Annotated in this window: 17 protein-coding genes, 1 pseudogene and 1 riboswitch; of the genes and pseudogenes, 2 read left to right on the forward strand and 16 right to left on the reverse strand. The window is 34.4% G+C overall.

What is annotated here, in order from left to right:
• Positions 1-56: 56 nt before the first annotated feature.
• The 6 genes and pseudogenes from ribB to eco all read right to left on the reverse strand — a co-directional run bounded on the left by ribB (position 57) and on the right by eco (position 6,534).
• A complete protein-coding gene (gene ribB / locus H3T96_RS06525) occupies positions 57-701 on the reverse strand; it encodes a 3,4-dihydroxy-2-butanone-4-phosphate synthase (protein ID WP_144091927.1) in 645 nt (214 codons plus the stop codon).
• 223 nt (positions 702-924) lie between these two features.
• A riboswitch (FMN riboswitch) is annotated at positions 925-1,065 on the reverse strand.
• A 113-nt stretch (positions 1,066-1,178) separates the two neighbouring features.
• Entirely contained in the window at positions 1,179-1,937 is a 759-nt protein-coding gene (locus H3T96_RS06530) for an ABC transporter permease subunit (RefSeq protein WP_086318584.1), read from the reverse strand.
• 243 nt (positions 1,938-2,180) lie between these two features.
• Positions 2,181-3,053, reverse strand: a pseudogene (gene potH / locus H3T96_RS06535) (putrescine ABC transporter permease PotH); the annotation flags it as partial.
• Positions 3,054-3,377: 324 nt separating this feature from the next.
• The gene (potG, locus tag H3T96_RS06540) at positions 3,378-4,514 is read right to left on the reverse strand and encodes a putrescine ABC transporter ATP-binding subunit PotG (RefSeq protein WP_039127140.1); all 1,137 of its coding nucleotides are present in this window, start codon (positions 4,512-4,514) and stop codon (positions 3,378-3,380) included.
• A gap of 102 nt (positions 4,515-4,616) precedes the next feature.
• Entirely contained in the window at positions 4,617-5,726 is a 1,110-nt protein-coding gene (locus tag H3T96_RS06545) for an extracellular solute-binding protein (protein WP_039127137.1), read from the reverse strand.
• Positions 5,727-6,039: 313 nt separating this feature from the next.
• On the reverse strand, positions 6,040-6,534 hold the full coding sequence (gene eco, locus H3T96_RS06550; RefSeq protein ID WP_039127134.1) for a serine protease inhibitor ecotin: 495 nt from the start codon (positions 6,532-6,534) through the stop codon (positions 6,040-6,042).
• A 101-nt stretch (positions 6,535-6,635) separates the two neighbouring features.
• Between eco and ydiK the strand changes: the two genes are divergently transcribed.
• Positions 6,636-7,688 (forward strand): AI-2E family transporter YdiK, encoded by a 1,053-nt coding sequence (ydiK, locus tag H3T96_RS06555; protein WP_086351430.1) that lies wholly within the window; start codon positions 6,636-6,638, stop codon positions 7,686-7,688.
• Positions 7,689-7,828: 140 nt separating this feature from the next.
• Entirely contained in the window at positions 7,829-9,184 is a 1,356-nt protein-coding gene (gene pssA, locus H3T96_RS06560) for a CDP-diacylglycerol--serine O-phosphatidyltransferase (protein ID WP_144091926.1), read from the forward strand.
• Between the two features lie 361 nt (positions 9,185-9,545).
• On the opposite strand, the gene H3T96_RS06565 is transcribed toward pssA, so the two are convergent.
• The 10 genes from H3T96_RS06565 to eno form a co-directional block, all read right to left on the reverse strand.
• Positions 9,546-10,520 (reverse strand): sugar-binding transcriptional regulator, encoded by a 975-nt coding sequence (locus H3T96_RS06565; protein WP_065737256.1) that lies wholly within the window; start codon positions 10,518-10,520, stop codon positions 9,546-9,548.
• Positions 10,521-10,543: 23 nt separating this feature from the next.
• Positions 10,544-11,323, reverse strand: coding sequence for a triose-phosphate isomerase (locus tag H3T96_RS06570; RefSeq protein ID WP_144091925.1), 780 nt, complete (start codon positions 11,321-11,323; stop codon positions 10,544-10,546).
• 369 nt (positions 11,324-11,692) lie between these two features.
• Positions 11,693-12,343 carry a dihydroxyacetone kinase subunit DhaL gene (gene dhaL / locus H3T96_RS06575; protein WP_144091924.1) on the reverse strand — a complete coding sequence of 217 codons (651 nt, stop codon included), beginning with the start codon at positions 12,341-12,343 and terminating at the stop codon, positions 11,693-11,695.
• Positions 12,344-12,361: 18 nt separating this feature from the next.
• Positions 12,362-13,360: a dihydroxyacetone kinase subunit DhaK gene (locus H3T96_RS06580; RefSeq protein WP_039129964.1), complete on the reverse strand. Its 999-nt coding sequence runs from the start codon at positions 13,358-13,360 to the stop codon at positions 12,362-12,364.
• Positions 13,361-13,402: 42 nt separating this feature from the next.
• On the reverse strand, positions 13,403-13,747 hold the full coding sequence (locus H3T96_RS06585; protein ID WP_144091923.1) for a hypothetical protein: 345 nt from the start codon (positions 13,745-13,747) through the stop codon (positions 13,403-13,405).
• Between the two features lie 25 nt (positions 13,748-13,772).
• A complete protein-coding gene (locus tag H3T96_RS06590) occupies positions 13,773-14,246 on the reverse strand; it encodes a hypothetical protein (protein WP_144091922.1) in 474 nt (157 codons plus the stop codon).
• Positions 14,247-14,261: 15 nt separating this feature from the next.
• Positions 14,262-14,645 (reverse strand): dihydroxyacetone kinase phosphoryl donor subunit DhaM, encoded by a 384-nt coding sequence (gene dhaM, locus H3T96_RS06595; RefSeq protein ID WP_144091921.1) that lies wholly within the window; start codon positions 14,643-14,645, stop codon positions 14,262-14,264.
• 300 nt (positions 14,646-14,945) lie between these two features.
• On the reverse strand, positions 14,946-15,857 hold the full coding sequence (locus tag H3T96_RS06600) for a lysine exporter LysO family protein (protein ID WP_144091920.1): 912 nt from the start codon (positions 15,855-15,857) through the stop codon (positions 14,946-14,948).
• Between the two features lie 196 nt (positions 15,858-16,053).
• Positions 16,054-16,980, reverse strand: coding sequence for a VirK/YbjX family protein (locus H3T96_RS06605; protein WP_186279248.1), 927 nt, complete (start codon positions 16,978-16,980; stop codon positions 16,054-16,056).
• 250 nt (positions 16,981-17,230) lie between these two features.
• The gene (gene eno, locus H3T96_RS06610; protein ID WP_025315203.1) at positions 17,231-18,532 is read right to left on the reverse strand and encodes a phosphopyruvate hydratase; all 1,302 of its coding nucleotides are present in this window, start codon (positions 18,530-18,532) and stop codon (positions 17,231-17,233) included.
• Between the last annotated feature and the right edge of the window lie 42 nt (positions 18,533-18,574).

Genomic DNA, 18,574 nt, shown 5'->3' on the forward strand with positions numbered 1-18,574 from the left:
CTTAATAAAATGATGCCACTGCCGAATGGTTAATTCGACAGTTTACATCCATATGTTTAGACTGAAAAAGTGTTACGATAAGCAACGATATCTTCAATTGTGACAACGGGTAAATGATGTTGTTTGGCAAATTCGACAACTTGTGGTGCCCTTGCCATCGATCCATCATCATTAGTTAACTCACAAATTACAGCGGCTGGTTTAAAACCTGCTAATGAAACCAAATCAACTGATGCTTCAGTATGCCCTCGGCGATTCAAAACACCTCCCTCTTTAGCCACTAATGGAAATACATGTCCAGGATGGTTTAAATCACTGGGTTTCGCATTATCAGCAACGGCGGCTTTTACAGTCGTCACTCTATCCGATGCAGATACTCCAGTAGTAACGCCTTTTGCGGCTTCAATTGTAATGGTAAAAGCAGTATGATTTTTACTGGTGTTATTGGTGACCATCATAGGCAATTCTAATTTGTCACAAAAAGATTGTGGCATACATAAACAAACGATACCACTTCCATATCGAATAGTTAGAGCCATTTGTTGAGTTGTAATTGTTTCTGCTGCCCAAATGATATCGCCTTCATTTTCGCGATCTTCATCATCTAAAACTAATACCCCAGATCCTGCCTTAATTGAAGCAATAGCTTTTTTTACTCGCTCAATTGGTGTTCCAAATTCATTTAAATTAAACTGATTCATGGTAGATACCTATCCTGTTTTATTAAGTTAATTATATTTATTCTTAATTAAAATAAACCTAATCCGAACTAATATTTCATGTAACTAATTGAGATAAGTTTACATATAAAATAATTGCCAAAAGCAAAGTTAAATTAGTTAAGTTATAAATATATTAAATACCAGAATCAGGGCAAGTGCTTGACCATAGTGATTTTGCTATAAAGCAAATATAGAAAAGATAAGCCACTCTCTTTCATCCAGACTTTAACTGTCGGCTTTGGAATCTCACCAAATCTGCTTGTCCTCAATAAAATTGAAATTTATTAAGCGCTCGTGGGCTATAACCACCGGTGGGGAATTACGCCCCGCCCTGAGAATTTTGTCAGCGAACTGACCGCCAACACTATAATATAAAATAGGAAAAAACACACGGATATTTTATAAAGTTAAAAAAATTGCCGCATCATGCGGCAATCTTTGATATAAATAAGGTAATTAGCTCATACGAATTTCACGTAAATGTCGTTTTTCAGCACGTCGCATCCAAAGCCATGAAATGAAACCAATAATACCCACAATTAACAATATAATCGTTGCTAACGCATTAACTTGTGGATCGACACCTAAACGTACTTTCGAAAATATAAGTTTCGGTAACGTCATTGCACCTGGTCCAGTCACAAAATTCGCGATAACCACATCATCAAGCGATAAGGTAAATGCCAATAACCAACCAGAAACAAGAGCCGGGGCAATCATAGGTAAGGTGATAATGAAAAATACCTTTAATGGATTTGCGCCCAAATCTAATGCAGCTTCTTCAATTGACTTATCCAACTCTCGTAATCTAGCACTAATAACAACGGTCACATAGGCAGTACAAAACGTTGCATGAGCCATCCAAATGGTCATTGCTCCTCGTTCCTTAGGCCAACCAAGCACTTGCCCCATTCCAACAAACAGTAATAATAATGCTAGACCTGTTATTACATCAGGCATAACAAGCGGTGCGGTTGTCATAAAAGAGAATAAATTAGAGCCACGGAATCGTTTAAAACGAATAATTGCAAAAGCAGCTAAAGTACCAAGTACGATTGCCAACGAAGCAGCCCCAGCAGCAATACTCAAGCTTAATCCTACCGCTTTAAGTAACGCTTGATTATGAACCAATTCAAAATACCATTTGGTCGAAAATTCAGCCCAAACTGTAACAAGTCTTGAACTATTGAACGAATAAATGATTAAAATAATCATAGGGATATATAAAAAGGATAAACACAATAAAATAATTAATCCTTTTAAACATCGAACTAATAGCGATATTGTTACAAGACCAGTCAAAATAAGGCTAAAGACCAAACATCCCACATATAAGTTAATACTGCCCAATAAAGCAAATCCTGATGCCGAAATTAAAATCGACAGCACTAATGAACCTAATAATGAGGAGATAAAAACAATCAATGCAGATCGCATAATTAATGGTAAATTGTTCATTTATTTACCTCCCATTTGTCGGTTCTGAAATTTATTAAAGTAGTAAATAGGCACGATTAATATCAATAACATCACGGTTGCAACAGCAGAAGCAGCTGGCCAATCATGATTATTAAAGAATTCAGCCCATAGTTGTGTACCAATCATTAAACTATCTGATGGGCCTAACAGTTCAGGTATTACATATTCCCCTACCGCAGGAATAAAGACCAACATTCCCCCAGCAATAACTCCGTTTTTAGTTAAAGGCACAATAATGTTAAAGAAAGTTTTAATTGGCTTACAACCTAAATCTAAAGCTGCTTCAATAAGCGTGTTATCGACTTTGCTTAACGAGGTATAAATTGGCAATACAACAAATGGTAGATAAGAATAGACAATACCAATGTAAACCGCTAAATAGGTTTTCATAATTATTAAAGGTTGATCAATAACCCCCAACCACATTAAGAAATTATTTAAAAGTCCATTAGGATTTAAAATACCAATCCAAGCATAAACACGAATTAAAAATGAAGTCCAAGAAGGCAAAATAATCAACAATAATAAAATATTTCGACTCGATGGTTTACACTGTGATATAGCCCAAGCTAACGGATAACCAATTAAAATGCATAACAGTGTTGAGATAGCTGCGACTTTTAATGATTGTAAATAAGAATCGATGTAGATAGTATCTTCAAATAAATTGAAATAATTACCAAAATTTAAAACAATATTAAGTAAACCATCTTCATAACTCAACAGATCAGTATAAGGAGGTACCGCGATAGCAGCTTCCGAAAAACTGATACGAAAAACAATCAAAAACGGCAATAAAAATAACAATAGCATCCATAAATAAGGAATCGCTATCACTAATAGACGCCCATACAATGTCATTAAGTCAGAATCATCTCGTTGTTGACGCATTTTTTTGAATGCAAAATAAATCGCAACTAAACCCAACCCTGCAGGTATATATAAAATACTGCCTGCTATAATTAAACGGTAAGCGAATTTAGAGGGTTTATAATGCACCAAATATGCACCTAAACAAGATAATAGTAGACTTAATACCATAGAGGTAAATAACGCATCTAAAAACAAATTATCAAATGCATTTGTCGTTACAAAACGTAAATAAACATTGAGTAACACCAATGCATTTAGAAACAAACCACAATAAATGGATCGCATCAATATATCCTCTTGTGTTTATTCAGTAAGTACAACGCAACTATCAATTTCCCAACTGAGATTAATGACATCGCCCCAAGTTGGCATACCTTTACGATAGCGATGTTCGTTTTGTAGTTGAGCAATAATAATTTGTCCACTTTCCAATTTAACGTGATAAATAGAGAGATCACCTAAATAGGCTATTTCAACCACTTCACCGGTTGCAAAATTGTAGCCTTCTTTTGGTATTTCATCACAAAGTTTAATTTTTTCTGGTCGTAAGGCAACCTGAATTGGAACACCTTCAACAGCAGGTGAATCATAATCCACTTTTAAAGGATGTTTAATCATAGGACAACTGATGATTAAGCCATCTTCTAATGTTTCTTGCAAAATACCGTCAAAGACATTGACTGAGCCAATAAATTCAGCACTATAACGACTATTTGGATGTTCATAGATTTCTTCAGGCTCACCAATTTGAACAAATTGTCCTTTATTCATAATTGCAATACGCCCTGCCATTGTCATGGCTTCTTCTTGATCATGAGTAACCATTACACATGTAGCGCCAACTTGCTCTAAAATACTCACGACTTCAAGCTGCATTCGATCACGCAGTTGTTTATCTAATGCCCCCATTGGTTCGTCCAACAATAGTAATTTAGGTCTTTTTGCTAAACTTCTTGCCAAAGCAACACGTTGTCTTTGACCACCTGATAATTGGTGTGGCTTGCGCTTACCAAATTGTTCCATATGCACAAGTGCTAACATTTCTTCAACACGATGCTTAATTTCACTCTTGTCTAATCTGTCTTGTTTTAGACCAAAAGCTATATTTTGCTCAACCGTCATGTGAGGAAAAAGAGCATACGATTGAAACATCATGTTAATAGGACGATTATAAGGAGGGACTTGTGATAAATCCTTACCATCGAGAATAATTTGTCCAGACGTTGGTTGTTCAAAACCAGCAAGCATCCGCAATAATGTTGATTTACCACTACCCGAAGCACCTAATAAAGCAAAAATTTCTCCGGTATAAATGGTTAAATTTACATCATCGACAGCATAATAATCATCATTGAAAACTTTCGTTAAATTTTTGATCTCCAATAGTGGAGTTATCATCTTTTTTTTAGGCTGTACCTGATTTGTTGTTTTATCGTTCACGCTTTTTTCCTCATAACAACAAGCCATAAAAAACGAGACGGAAAGATTATTGAATCTCCCCGTCTAGAATAAATAAGTCAATTATTTGACATTTTCAAACGGCTATTTGCCCGTTTTAAGTTTTGTCCATGTGCGAGTGATCACACGTTCAAGTTTTGGTTCTTTCACTGTTAAAGTGAATAGTTTTTCCATTACTTCCGGTCTTGGATAAACCGCAGGATCGTTCTTCACTTCTGGTTTAACAAACTGATCATTAGCAACTTTATTCGCACTTGCAAAGTTAACATCATTCGTCACTTGTGCAGCGATTTCTGGTTTTAAAATGAAGTTTAAAAACTCATGAGCTTCATCAGGATTTGCTGAATCTTTTGGAATAGCAAATGTATCAAAGAAAACTAACGCGCCTTCTTTCGGAATTTGATAACCAATGTGCACACCATTTTTTGCTTCATTAGCTCTATCACGAGCTTGTAAAATGTCTCCAGACCAACCTAAAATCACACAAATATCACCATTCGCTAAATCAGTAATATATTGAGATGAATGGAAATAACGGATATATGGTCTGACTTTCGACAACAACTCGTAAGTTGCACCCGTATAATCTTTTGCATCTGTACTGTTTGGATTTTTGCCTAAATATTGAAGAGCACTTGAAAAGATTTCAGTTGGAGCATCTAAAAATGCCACACCACAATCTTTAAGTTTTTCCATATTTTCAGGGTTAAAAACTAAATCCCAACTATCAACAGGAGCATTATCGCCTAGACGTTCTTTAACTTTATCAATGTTATAACCGATACCTGTAGTCATCCATACATAAGGGATCGCATACTTGTTATCTGGATCATGGTTAGCCATTAATTTCATTAAATTTGGATCAAGATTTTTCCAATTTGGCAATTTACTTTTATCTAACGGCAGATAAATATCAGCTTTAATTTGTCTTTCTAAAAAACTGTCCGATGGTGAAACGACATCGAAACCAGAATGGCCAGCCATTAGCTTACCTTCAAGAGCCTCATTAGAGTCATACACATCATAAACAAGTTTGATTCCAGTCGATTTTTCGAAATCACTGATAGTGCTATTACCAATTTGACCTGCCCAATTATAAAAATGCACAACGCGATCTTTAGCTATAGCAGATTGAGATAATGCTAGTGAAACACCAGCTATGATTGAAAGAATTGTTTTACGTTGAGTAAACATGCTCACCACTTCTCCTCTAGTTAGGGATATTACATGTTAGACACAAGCCCATTGTGAAAAAACAACGGACCCCCAAATTTTGCCATTATTCGTTATTGAATGATATGGCGAAACCGAGATAATCAGGCAATCACAAGTCATTAAAAAAGCTAATGAACATGTAGAGCTAACCTTGCATTACGAGGGATAAAATACATTTTTTTTTTGAGATGTCTACTTAAAAAATCAAATATCTTAAGTTTCAGGATTGAGTGACTATATTTTAATCAAACAATCCTTATTTCACCGATAATTAACAGTTAATTTTCTTTTTTTATTCAGCGCTCGCTTGGAGTAATTTAGAGCTTGGTTGCCAAACACGATATTTAACTGTTAAATCATTTGGTACATAAAATACAATTGGTAAACGACTATTATAATCTAATAATCCTAAATTATGATTCATAGTAACAAATTGATTTTTATTAGTGCCATTAGGGCAAGCCATAAGCGTTGAAATATCATTATTAGCTTTATCAACAACGTAGTAGTTGTAACCCCATCCTTTCAATTCTTCTTGCTTAACGATTCCACCTAAACTACGTGTATTACAATCAGCATTCATCTCTTTACCAATTAAAATTTCAACTCGTGCTTTATTTTCATCAGCTATTGAAGGAAGATGAATTGCATAGCGAGTATAGCCAACCATAGCATCCGGATAAGGTGCAGTATCATTTACATTTTGAACTGTATTGGTGAGTTTTGGAGTTGTAGAACATGCAGGTAACACTACACTCATTAACACCAATAATAATAATTTTCTCATTTTTGTTTCTCCATCAAAGATTTATCATTTACACTATCATATGATTTTTTAATGATAGTGCGTATAATAACATTATTTAGATTAAAAAAAATGGGGCACAAATGCCAGCAGAAAAAAATACCTATGATTTATTAAAGTTAATTTTAAACTTATTACTGATTGCATTACTAATCATTATTACCTATCGTGTTGTTGAAGCTTTCTTATTTGGTTTTTTCTGGGCTGTTATGGTAGTGATAGCGACATGGCCTTTAATGATAAAAATCCAGAAAAAAATGTTTAATAAACGCTGGTTATCATTAACAATAATGGCATTAATTTTAGCACTTGTCTGTATTATTCCATTTCTTTTGATCATCAGTAGTGTCGCACAAAATGGCCACCATCTCATTGAATGGGCTAAATCTTTATCACATCATGAATTACCTACATTTGATTGGCTGGAGAGTATCCCGACTTTTGGACCAGAACTTCATCAAAGTTGGCTAAATATCATTAAAACGGATGGTTCTGATCTGGTCTCCAGTATTCAACCTTACATTGGAACGCTAATAGGTTGGTTGTTATCACAGGTAACCAACATCAGTATATTCATCTTTCATGCTGGTGTCATGATCATTTTCAGTTTATTACTTTTTCTTAAAGGTGAAATGATTACCAAATACGTTTATTTATTTGCTAATCGCTTATCTAAACAATATGGCGCTATTACCGTGACACTAGCAGGACAATCCATTCGTGCAGTAGCGCTTGGCGTAGTAGTAACGGCAATCACTCTAGCTCTAATTGGTGGGATCAGTTTTATTGTAACTAAAATGCCACTAGCGGGCGTTTTAACACTGGTGTTATTTATCTGCTGTGTTGCACAAATCGGCCCTGTCATTGTCATGCTCGGTTGTATCATTTGGCAATTTTGGAATGGTCATACTCTCTATGGCATTATATTAATTGTTGTCGCAATTATTTTAACAACGCTTGATAGTGTAATGCGTGCATATTTAATAAAAAAAGGGGCTGATTTACCATTTTTGCTGATTTTATTTGGGGTAATCGGTGGACTACTTAGCTTTGGTTTGATGGGATTATTTATTGGTCCAGTGGTATTGGCATTGACGTATAAAATCATTCAAACATGGATTAATGAACAATCTTAAAAAATAATATTGATGTACAAAATTGAATAAGAAAAATTATATAAACAACATTGACTCAGGACTATGAAATAAGGAGTGTTATTTTCTGGCTTAAAGTGTGTTATTCTACAATTTGAACCAGTTACAATAATATATGAATCATGAGAATACCTTTTATTAAATATAATCATCAAAAGCATCTTAATGAATTAGCAAAAATCCAGCAAAATGCAGATCAATATAGTATTTTGTACGATCCTAAAGCATATAGACAAGCTTTACTTGAAAAAATCAAAAATGCCCAATTTCGAATTTATATTGTAGCACTCTATTTAGAACAAGACGAAGCTGGACAAGAAATACTCAATGCTCTTTACCAAGCAAAAAAAATTAATCCTAATTTAGATATTAAAATCTTTGTAGATTGGCATCGTGCACAACGCGGTCGAATCGGAGAAGACAAAACGCACACCAATGCACGTTTTTATCACCAAATGAAATTACAGCATCCTGGTGTTGATGTTCCAGTATATGGTGTTCCAATTAATCGTCGTGAAGTGCTTGGGGTTTTACATCTTAAAGGATTTATTATTGATGATACAGTTATATACAGTGGTGCTAGCCTGAATAATGTATACCTGCATAAACTCGATCATTATCGTTATGACAGATATCATCTTATTACCAATAGATTACTTGCACAAAGCATGATTGATTATATCGATAACAACTTTTTACCTTTTGACGCTTTACAACGTTTAGATGTTGCAGAACATAAATCACGCAAGCAAATTAAAAGTGAAATTAAAGTTTTACGTCAACATCTTTCTGAAGCCAATTATCAATATACCAATAATGCAAATAATAATGAGTTATCCGTATCACCGATTGCAGGCTTAGGTCGAAATAATTCATTAAATAAAACCATTCACCATTTAATTAATTCAGCGCAACAAAAAGTGACTTTATGTACGCCCTACTTTAATCTGCCAAATATCTTAGTTCGTGACATCATTCGTTTGCTTAGAAAAGGCAAACAAGTTGAAATTATTATTGGTGATAAAGAAGCGAATGACTTTTATATTCCTGAAGATAAGCCGTTTAATATTTCCGGTGGCTTACCTTATTTGTATGAAATTTATTTAAGAAACTTTATTGAACGATTGCAGTCATATGTTGATAAAGAACAGTTAATTATTAGATTATGGAAAGATAATGATCAAACCTATCATTTAAAAGGGGTTTGGATTGACAATGAATGGATGTTAGTTACTGGAAACAATCTTAATCCAAGAGCATGGCGTTTAGACCTAGAAAATGGTATTTTGATTCATGATCCTAAACAAGAATTACAGACACAAATCACCCACGAGCTTGAGACAATACGCCAAAAAACGACATTAATTACACACTTTCAACAGATTCAAGCGAGTCAATTTTATCCGAAGCGTGTTCATAAATTAATAAAGAGATTAAGCAGAATCCGCGTAGATAAAGTAATTAAACGTTTGTTATAACCCTTTAAAATGAGTAAATTAGATATAATGGATTTATATAAGTTAAACTTGAAATCATTATATTAATGTTAAAATAAAATGCTCTAATACCTTTATCTCTGTATTAGAGCAATGTTTTAATCAACCATCCATAAAAATGAATGCACCAATCAAACTCTCTTAACTTAGACATCAGATTTATAACATTATTATTTGCTAATGACCCGTTGTTATTGACTACATAAATTTTTATTAACTTATTTTTCTTTGTTAATTTAACAAGCATTAATCGTTTTAGTAACCCATTTATTATTGAATATTTAGGATGTTTCGCTTTTTTATACTAAAACGTATAGTTAACCTCAAACTTTTTTACAGCCTATTATTTAATCTGATTTTGTTGTAAATTGAGTACCGTTCGAGCATTTGATGCACTGGTTGCAATAATGTCTATAACACCAGAGCGAAGCGCGCCTAAAATCGCTGTTGCTTTAGTATTTTCAGAAGCTATGGCAATAACACACGGGATATTACGAAGTTCATCAATGCTAAGACCAATTACTCGATCATTCATAGCCGTATCAACAGGATCCCCATTGATATCAAAAAAACCATAACCCGCAATATCGCCTACCACGCCTTGCTTCAAAGTTGCATGAGTTATCTCTTGGGGAGTAAACCACCCCAATTGCACCATGTAACTATTTTCGTTCATATCACCAATACCGACTAACGCAATATCTGCTTTGGCTGCTCGTTCTAATGTATCTTTGATGACTCTATTTTGAATAAAAGCTTCTTTAAGCTCTCGATTTTCAACATAGGCTGGCGCATAAAGCGTTTCACTGCTCGCATTAAATTTTCTAGCTAAACTTCGGCTAATATGATCGGCATCAATAATTTCTCCAACCCTTTGGGTACCACCAATTCCGCAAATAAATTTACACTGTTTCTCAGGAAAAACACCCACATGACTTGCAATCGCTGCAACATTACGACCTTGTCCAACCGCCACTGTCACACCTTTTTTTAAAACACTCGATAAATAATTAGTCACAAGTGCGGCTACTTGTCTGCGTTGTTCATCCTCATCTTGATGATCTAAAGCAATTAGCGCTCGTTTTATACCAAAACTATTAATAAATTGTTGTTCGATTCTTGAACTAAATATTGGATGATATTTAACATTAATTTCTACAATTCCTTCCGATCTTGCTTTTTTAAGTAACCGACCGACTTTAATGCGAGAAATACCAAATCGCTTAGCAATCTCTTCTTGAGTCTGCTCATACTCATAGTAAGCAACAGCAATTTCGGTAAGGAGCTCTGTTTCTTGCTTATCTTCAAATATATCCATTATTTTAGCCTTTTGTCATAACATTAATTTTGCTGATTAATTGCTGATAATATATTACAAAAACCTGTCGCTTGCCATGCACTACGACCAATAAATAAGCCATCAATATCTGGTTGAGCAATTAATGAAGTTGAATTTTCGAGATTTACGCTGCCTCCATATAAAAGTATCATTTGATAGGCGATCTGTTGACCATAGAGTTTAACTAAAGCTGATCGCAGCTGATGATGAATATATTGTGCCTCTTCTGGAGTTGCGGCAATACCATTTTCACCTATCGCCCATATTGGTTCATAAGCTATAATCACTTGGGTCGCGTGCTGTTTATCAATCTCAAATAAGGCTATTTTCATTTGTTTAATCACTGTTTCAGCTGATACATCTAAAGACTTTTCCTCATAACTATCACCAATACAAACTAAAGGTGTTAATCCATGTTTCAAAGCAGCTTTCACTTTTTTATTAATGGCTATATCATTTTCACCAAAATTAGCCCGACGTTCAGAATGCCCTATTTCAACAATTTTTGCTCCTGTATCTTTGACCATGATAGGCGATATTTCACCGGTAAAAGCGCCCGAATCTTCAAAGTGCATATTTTGTGCACCAGTTAAACAATTAATTTTATTATTTAGTAGATAATCTGAAACTTCACGAACACAAGTAAAGGGAGGAATAACAAAAGGTTGGATTTGAGACTTTAAATTTTCTGGATAAAAAGTTCGAAATTGCTCACAAAATAATAACGCTTCTGCAAGCGTTTTATTCATTTTCCAACTGGTGCCTATGTATATTTTTTTCATAACTCATCCTTTAAATAATCACATAATTTTCAGGCAAAAGTGTTAGCCAATTTAAATATAAATAAATGAGTTTAATAACATAAAGATAAAAATAGTTTCACTTATCATTGATTGAGTAAACTAACTTGCCTAAAACAATTTGAAAAGGTTATATAAAAACACTTCATTCTCGAATTTTTTAAATTTCAAGAATAAAGTGTTATTCTAAAAGGTTTGATATAAGCATCTGCTCGTGTAAGTAGATCTTTCCCTTGTACATATCTGTTAGGACTGACAAAAACCTTATCCATATTATTACCCTCATAGAAATACATCGCTAACCAATTAATCATCATTAAATTAAATAATAATTAATTTACTACTCTAGAATTACTTCTCTAGTTTCAATTGTTTTAAAAATTCATTCATAATCATCCAAGCTGATTCAGAACCGGCATCCCTATGACCAATTGCCCTTTCACCTAATCGCATTGACCGACCTTTTTTTGGAATTAAATTAATGGTTTTGTCTGAACCTTTTTTCATCTCACTTACGCAAGTTTCCAATGTCTTAATCGGATCATCCTCTTCTTGATAATGTTTCAATACATTAAGACCCGGTATGAGAGCATCAATCATGGTTTTATCATTGAGTTCGGCTTTTCCACGCATTTGTACCGCCTCTACCCCATCTTGGTACATTTGGCAAAATTCTTTAAAAGTTACCGATTGTTTTCCAACGGTATGATTAGCCATTTTCATAAAAAAACTGCCATATAAAGGGCCTGATGCACCCCCAACTTTACTCAATAAAATCATGCCAACTTTTTTCATCAACTCTGCAATATCTGCCGTTGTCTCGGATAATATATCGAGTTGCTTTGAAACTTCACGAAAGCCAATGGTAAGATTGATACCATGATCACCATCACCAATATCTGAATCTAATTGACTTAAATGATCGCGATTTTGCTCTGCCATATCAGCAATTTTTTTGAATGTCTCAATAAAATAAGTTTTGTTTAGTTCCAAAGCGCTCATTTTTTCTCTCCTTGAAGATTAATAGGCAATCTTGAAATAAGGTGTATCACAAGGATGACTTAATAAACCTTTCAACTCATCATCAAGTTTGATCATAGAAATAGACATGCCTACCATATCCATTGAAGTGACATAATTACCAACAAGCGGTTGATAAATCTTGATCCCCTTTTGTTCAAGTAATTTATGTGTTTTTCGATAACAGATATATTGATCCATTAAAGCTAGACCACCTAATCCATTTATCAGTAACTGAACTTCGTCACCAGCTTGTAGTTTTGATTCTTGTAAAAGATGATCGATTAATTGGCTTACCACAATATCGGCTTTTGCCAATTTGGTTCTTTCTATACCAGGTTCACCATGAATACCCATGCCAACTTCCATATCACCATCTTGCATATCAAAAATAACTTCACCTGTCACTGGCAAGGTAGACGAAGATAAGGCGACCCCCATGGAATAAGTATTCGCATTGGCTTTTTCAGCTAGCGCTTTAACTTTATCTAAGTCATAACCTTTCGCTGCTGCACTGGCTGCAATTTTGAAAACAAACACATCGCCAGCCACACCTCGCCGATCAGCAATATTTTGTGATGAATAGATATCGTCAGTCACGGTAACCGTCTCAACACGGATCCCCTCTTCAGCAGCTAATTCTGCCCCCATATCAAAATTCATTACATCACCAGCGTAATTTCCATATACAAAAAGGCATCCCTTACCACAATCAACAGCCTTTACAGCTTCATAACAATATTCAGGAGAAGGAGAAGTATTTACATTCCCCACCGCTGCTGCATCTGCAAAATCTTTACCGACATATCCTAAAAATGCCGGTTCATGTCCAGAACCGCCTCCAATAATGATTCTTACTCTTGGTTCAGTACTAATATGTTTACTTACCACAACTCGATCACAATTTTGTTTAAGTTCAACATAACTGCTGTGTGCTAAGCAGTATCCTTCTAACATCTCTTCAACAACATCATAACCATCATTAATCAATCTTTTCATATTGTTACCTATCCATCCTTCCAACATCTACTGCATCACTAATCAAACTAGGAAAAGTGATAATATATATCCACCGACAATACCTGCACTTACAGCTGCCATAACATTTTTTGCAGATTTGAGTTTGCTACCACCTGTTAAAGCCGAAGCTACCCACACACCGACCCCTGCTGCTAATCCTTGGTCGACCCATGCCGAACCACTTTGGGTGATCATGGGGGTTGCTATGCCGTGATTAATGCACCAGACAGTACCAACAATGAAAGCAGCGGCCATCCATCCACCAATAGGGCCCCAATTATCGACCATCCGTCCCCATGCCATCCTTATTACAAATGGGAAAATAAACGCCCCAATTAAAGTGGCTATCGCGAGTTTTATAGACATAATTATTCACTCCAGAATTCAGTATTTATCTCTTTTTTTGAAAAACTTTGATTTGTTTGCTGCGTAAAATCTTCTCTTTTGTCTCTTTTAATTTTTCAAAATCAGAACGCCTCAAACCTGGCTCTCTTGGATTTTCATTGATAAAGTCTTTTTTCTTTGCCATATCTTTTTCAATGTAAGCGGCTGTAATACCACCTAAAGTCGCACCACAGATAACTAACAATATAGTGGGTAATGAAGCAACAAAAGCGCTACCACCTTGGAGAAAGGTGTCTCGCATAATGCCACACACGGCAATTGCCAATCCCATGTCAACAAAAGCTGCATCATCTTCATTACCTGTTAAATTAATATAATGATTCATATACCACATTGGTCCGATAATCATAATTGCAGCCAAATATCCGCCAAAGATACCGTAAGCGCCTAATTGAGACCAAACCGCCATAACGATCATTCCTGCAATACAATAACCAACAAAACTTCGAAAAAATTTCATCTCAATTATCTCTTATTAAATATTTTGTAATTCAGCTAAAATACCTTCAATATCGTCATCCACCATAGCTTGAATTGATGCAACAAAAGCACCCTCAACTAAAGGTGCATCAACTAATGTCACTTTGTTTTTTAATGGTTCGTCTTCTATAAGGTCAATGGCTGTTTCAGCACTTAAAATGGCACTACCAATATCAGCAAAGATTAGAATATTACGATGATCAGAAGATTGTTTGATGATGTTATAAATTGCGAGAGGATCTGTTCCCATTCGACCATCTTCCGTTCCCCCTGCTGAAAAAATTTTTACATCACCTGTTGAATCCACCATCTCTTCTATCATTTCTTTAAGCCCATCAGTGATTTTTCTACTGTGTGACACTAATACGATACTAACCATGAAACCTCCGAACAAATGATTGATAGATTATCTTTTGTTCGATTATATAGAGTAAAAAAATAGAGAAAATTATTTTTTAATAAATTTGTGACTAAGATCTAAATATTAAAATGATGAGAATTTATGGCTAAATGAATGACGATTATTAGTAATTATTGAATTAAAGATAGGATAAATGATTTAAATTTCTTAATAATGGATAATAAGAGCAGAGTAATGGGTTATTAAATTTATGATCATAAGTTTAAGATTAAAACAAAAGTAAAAAGTTAAATTTTAATAATGAGTTGTTACTCATTATTAAAAAAAGAAGCCATAATTAAATAACGTCATGAATATTGGCATAATTAAGGTTAATAAAAATCCTTGCACAATTGCAGAAGGAACAATCATTATACCTGCGCCTTTTTGTAGCATCGGTAAGGTAAAATCCATTGAGGTGGCACCACATAAACCCAGTGCAGTAAGTTTATAACGTTTTATTAAACTCGGAATTAAAATGATGGCGCATAATTCGCGTAAAATATCGTTTAAAAAGGTGGCACTACCAATAATTGCACCATGCGCTTTTGTCATTAAGAGTCCAGAAAGTGAATACCAGCCAAACCCTGATGACATAGCTAATCCAACCCGAATTGGCTGATTGAATATCAATGCCGCTATAATACCGCCTAAAAAAGTACTTATTATTACAATTATTGTGGTAGCAATACCAACTTTACTAAGTAAGATTTGCTTTAATGAGATATTATTACTTCGTAACTGAATACCAACTAATAAGAGTAAAAAGATCAAAACAACTTTAGTAATATCTTCATTATAATGCCAGATAAAAAGAGGAATTAGGCCAGCAATAAAACCTAGAATCAAAGCAATACAAACCCGTAATGATTCTAAAATCATTTTAAAGCGTGAGCCAATATCATGTTTAGTATGAGTGGTTTGCCAAGGTAGAAAAATATCAAATAACATCAAAAAGATAAAATTACCACCAAAAGTACATATAAATAAAATACCAGCATAAAATAAGATGGTTTGTAAATTATCTTTGAGATTATCAAGGTGAGCTAATTCGGATCCCATTAGAAATAGAATAAAATAAACCATCCAGCTAAGGGTTTTGTTAATTTTGGTTATCCATTGTTGGTTTTTAAAAGTAATTAAATATCCCAAACACAATGGCACAAATGCAATAAGAAGACCAAAATACATTTTTTATTCCCTGACTATTTAGTTTTAATTATTATCTTACTCATATGAAGTTTTCGATAAATCGACAATTGGGTTAAGTAGACTAGCATAATTATGCAGGAGTCGATTTTACGTGTCGCTTGTAAACACCCAATACAAGCGACAATTTTGTCTATTTTAATATAGAGATATTGTGATTAACAATAAAGCTAGTTTATTATTTTAATAAAGCCAAATTCTCTGTAATACTATTTTCAAGTTGATCCAATAAAGCATAACGATTGCGATATTCTGATCGTTTTTTACTAGCGATTTCATCCAGTGATTTTCGATAGATTTGATTTGGCAATATAAATAAACCATTGCTGTCTTGCTTGCCATCAATGGTTAACCAGAAATCATCATAATCCGATAAAATACGTTCTTGTCGGCTATTGTAGCGCCAATTATTGTAAATATGCGTTTTATTACCCACCGCCACTATTTGTTCTAGATTAAAATAGCGCGCAATGACTAAGATCGCCTCTAGCGCAACACGTTTAGGAAACAGTCCATAACACTGTTTTGTTGCTTGTTGTACTCGAATGCGAGCCTCACGATGACCTGTACCTTGTAGTCCAGCAATAAAAAGTGTTGTTTTTTGTTGATATTGCATTATCGTAAAAGTTACCGTAGCCAGATCAATGCCATCGTTATCATAAAAATATAGACTGATTTCACCTTCACGAGCAAACTTATTGCGTGCTTGAATAGCGATTTTGATATTAGCATCATTTTTTACCTTAACATCAGCCAATACAAAAGCGATATTCGGATTATAAAAAGCTTTAGTCATACTGTCTGGATGTTTAGCTAAAAAATCATAATGGTAGGCTAATGCCTCAAAACGTTCTTGTTGACTTAGACAAGAGGCTAAATAAGGTCGTTGTAATTTACATGGTAAATTGGTTTGGCATGATAAATAATAGCCCAATAATGGATATAATCTCAATTTATCCAATAATTTGAATGTTATCGGACTTAAAAATAAGGTTCGAAAAAAAAATTTGAAACGATAAGTCGATTTTAGCCACAGTTCATTAAGCGGCAGTTTACCGGTACAAAGCCAGTTAAACAGTTGCCACTTACTTTTAGGCTGGGACATATTCGTAATATTATTCATAAGCAAAAAAATTAAATCAATAAGTTATTTTATTAAATAGTTATATGATGACTAAACTAATAAATAATAATGAAATATTAGTAAAAAGCCATAAAAATCGAACAATAAGGTTACAACACAATCTGAGTTGGCGCAACTGTTCCGAATAAAAGACTGAATTATGTGAAAATAAAAAACGGTGAACTGGTCACCGTTTTTCTATTAAAGTAAATAATTAGTTTAATAACAATAATTATTGTCCTTTAACTTCTTTCAAACCGTTGAAAGGTGCTTTAGAACCTAATGCTTCTTCAATACGAATTAATTGATTATATTTAGCAACACGATCAGAACGGCTCATAGAACCAGTTTTGATTTGACCAGCAGCTAAACCAACAGCTAAATCAGCAATAGTTGAATCTTCAGTTTCACCAGAACGATGAGAAATAACAGCTGTATAACCAGCATCTTTCGCCATTTTAACTGCAGCGATAGATTCAGTTAATGTACCAATTTGGTTCACTTTAACTAATATAGAGTTTGCGATGCCTTTTTCAATACCTTGTTTGAAGATTTTAGTATTAGTAACAAATAGATCATCACCAACTAATTGAATTTTGTTACCAAGAGCCTTAGTTTGGTATGCCCAACCTTCCCAATCACTTTCATCTAAACCATCTTCGATAGATACGATTGGATACTCATTAGTTAAACCTTCTAAATAGTGAGTAAATTCTTCAGCAGTGAATTCTTTGTTGCCTTCACCTTTTAATACATATTTACCTGTTTCTTTGTTATAGAATTCAGAAGCAGCACAGTCCATCGCTAAAGTAATGTCTTTACCTAGTACATAACCTGCTTTTTCTACAGCTTCTTTAATGCATGCTAATGCTTCTGCATTTGAACCTAAGTTAGGCGCAAAACCACCTTCATCACCAACAGCCGTATTCATACCTTTAGCATGTAAAACTTTTGCTAAGTTATGGAATACTTCAGAACCCATACGGATTGCTTCACGAACTGTTTTAGCACCAACTGGTTGAATCATGAATTCTTGTAAATCGATGTTGTTATCAGCGTGTTCACCACCATTGATGATGTTCATCATTGGTAATGGCATAGAGTATTGACCTGGTGTGCCGTTAAGATCTGCGATATGTTGAAAAAGTGGAACACCTTTAGCAGCAGCAGCAGCTTTAGCAGTTGCTAAAGAAACAGCAAGGATTGAGTTAGCACCTAAGTTAGATTTGAAGTCAGTTCCATCTAAGTCAAGCATGATTTGGTCGATAGCTGCTTGATCTAGTGCATCCTTACCAACAACAGCTTTAGCGATTGGGCCATTTACATTTTCAACAGCTTTTAATACGCCTTTACCTAAAAAGCGAGATTTATCACCATCACGAAGTTCTAATGCCTCACGTGAACCTGTTGATGCTCCTGATGGAACGATTGCTAGACCAACAAAGCCACCTTCTAAATGAACTTCTGCTTCAACAGTTGGGTTACCACGAGAGTCGATTACTTCACGACCATGTACTTTAACGATTTTTGCCATGTTATTTTCCTCTATATGACAGATATATTACTAATGTTAATC

The sequence above is a fragment of the Gilliamella sp. W8136 genome, assembly GCF_016101285.1.
Lineage (GTDB): Bacteria > Pseudomonadota > Gammaproteobacteria > Enterobacterales > Orbaceae > Gilliamella > Gilliamella apicola_N.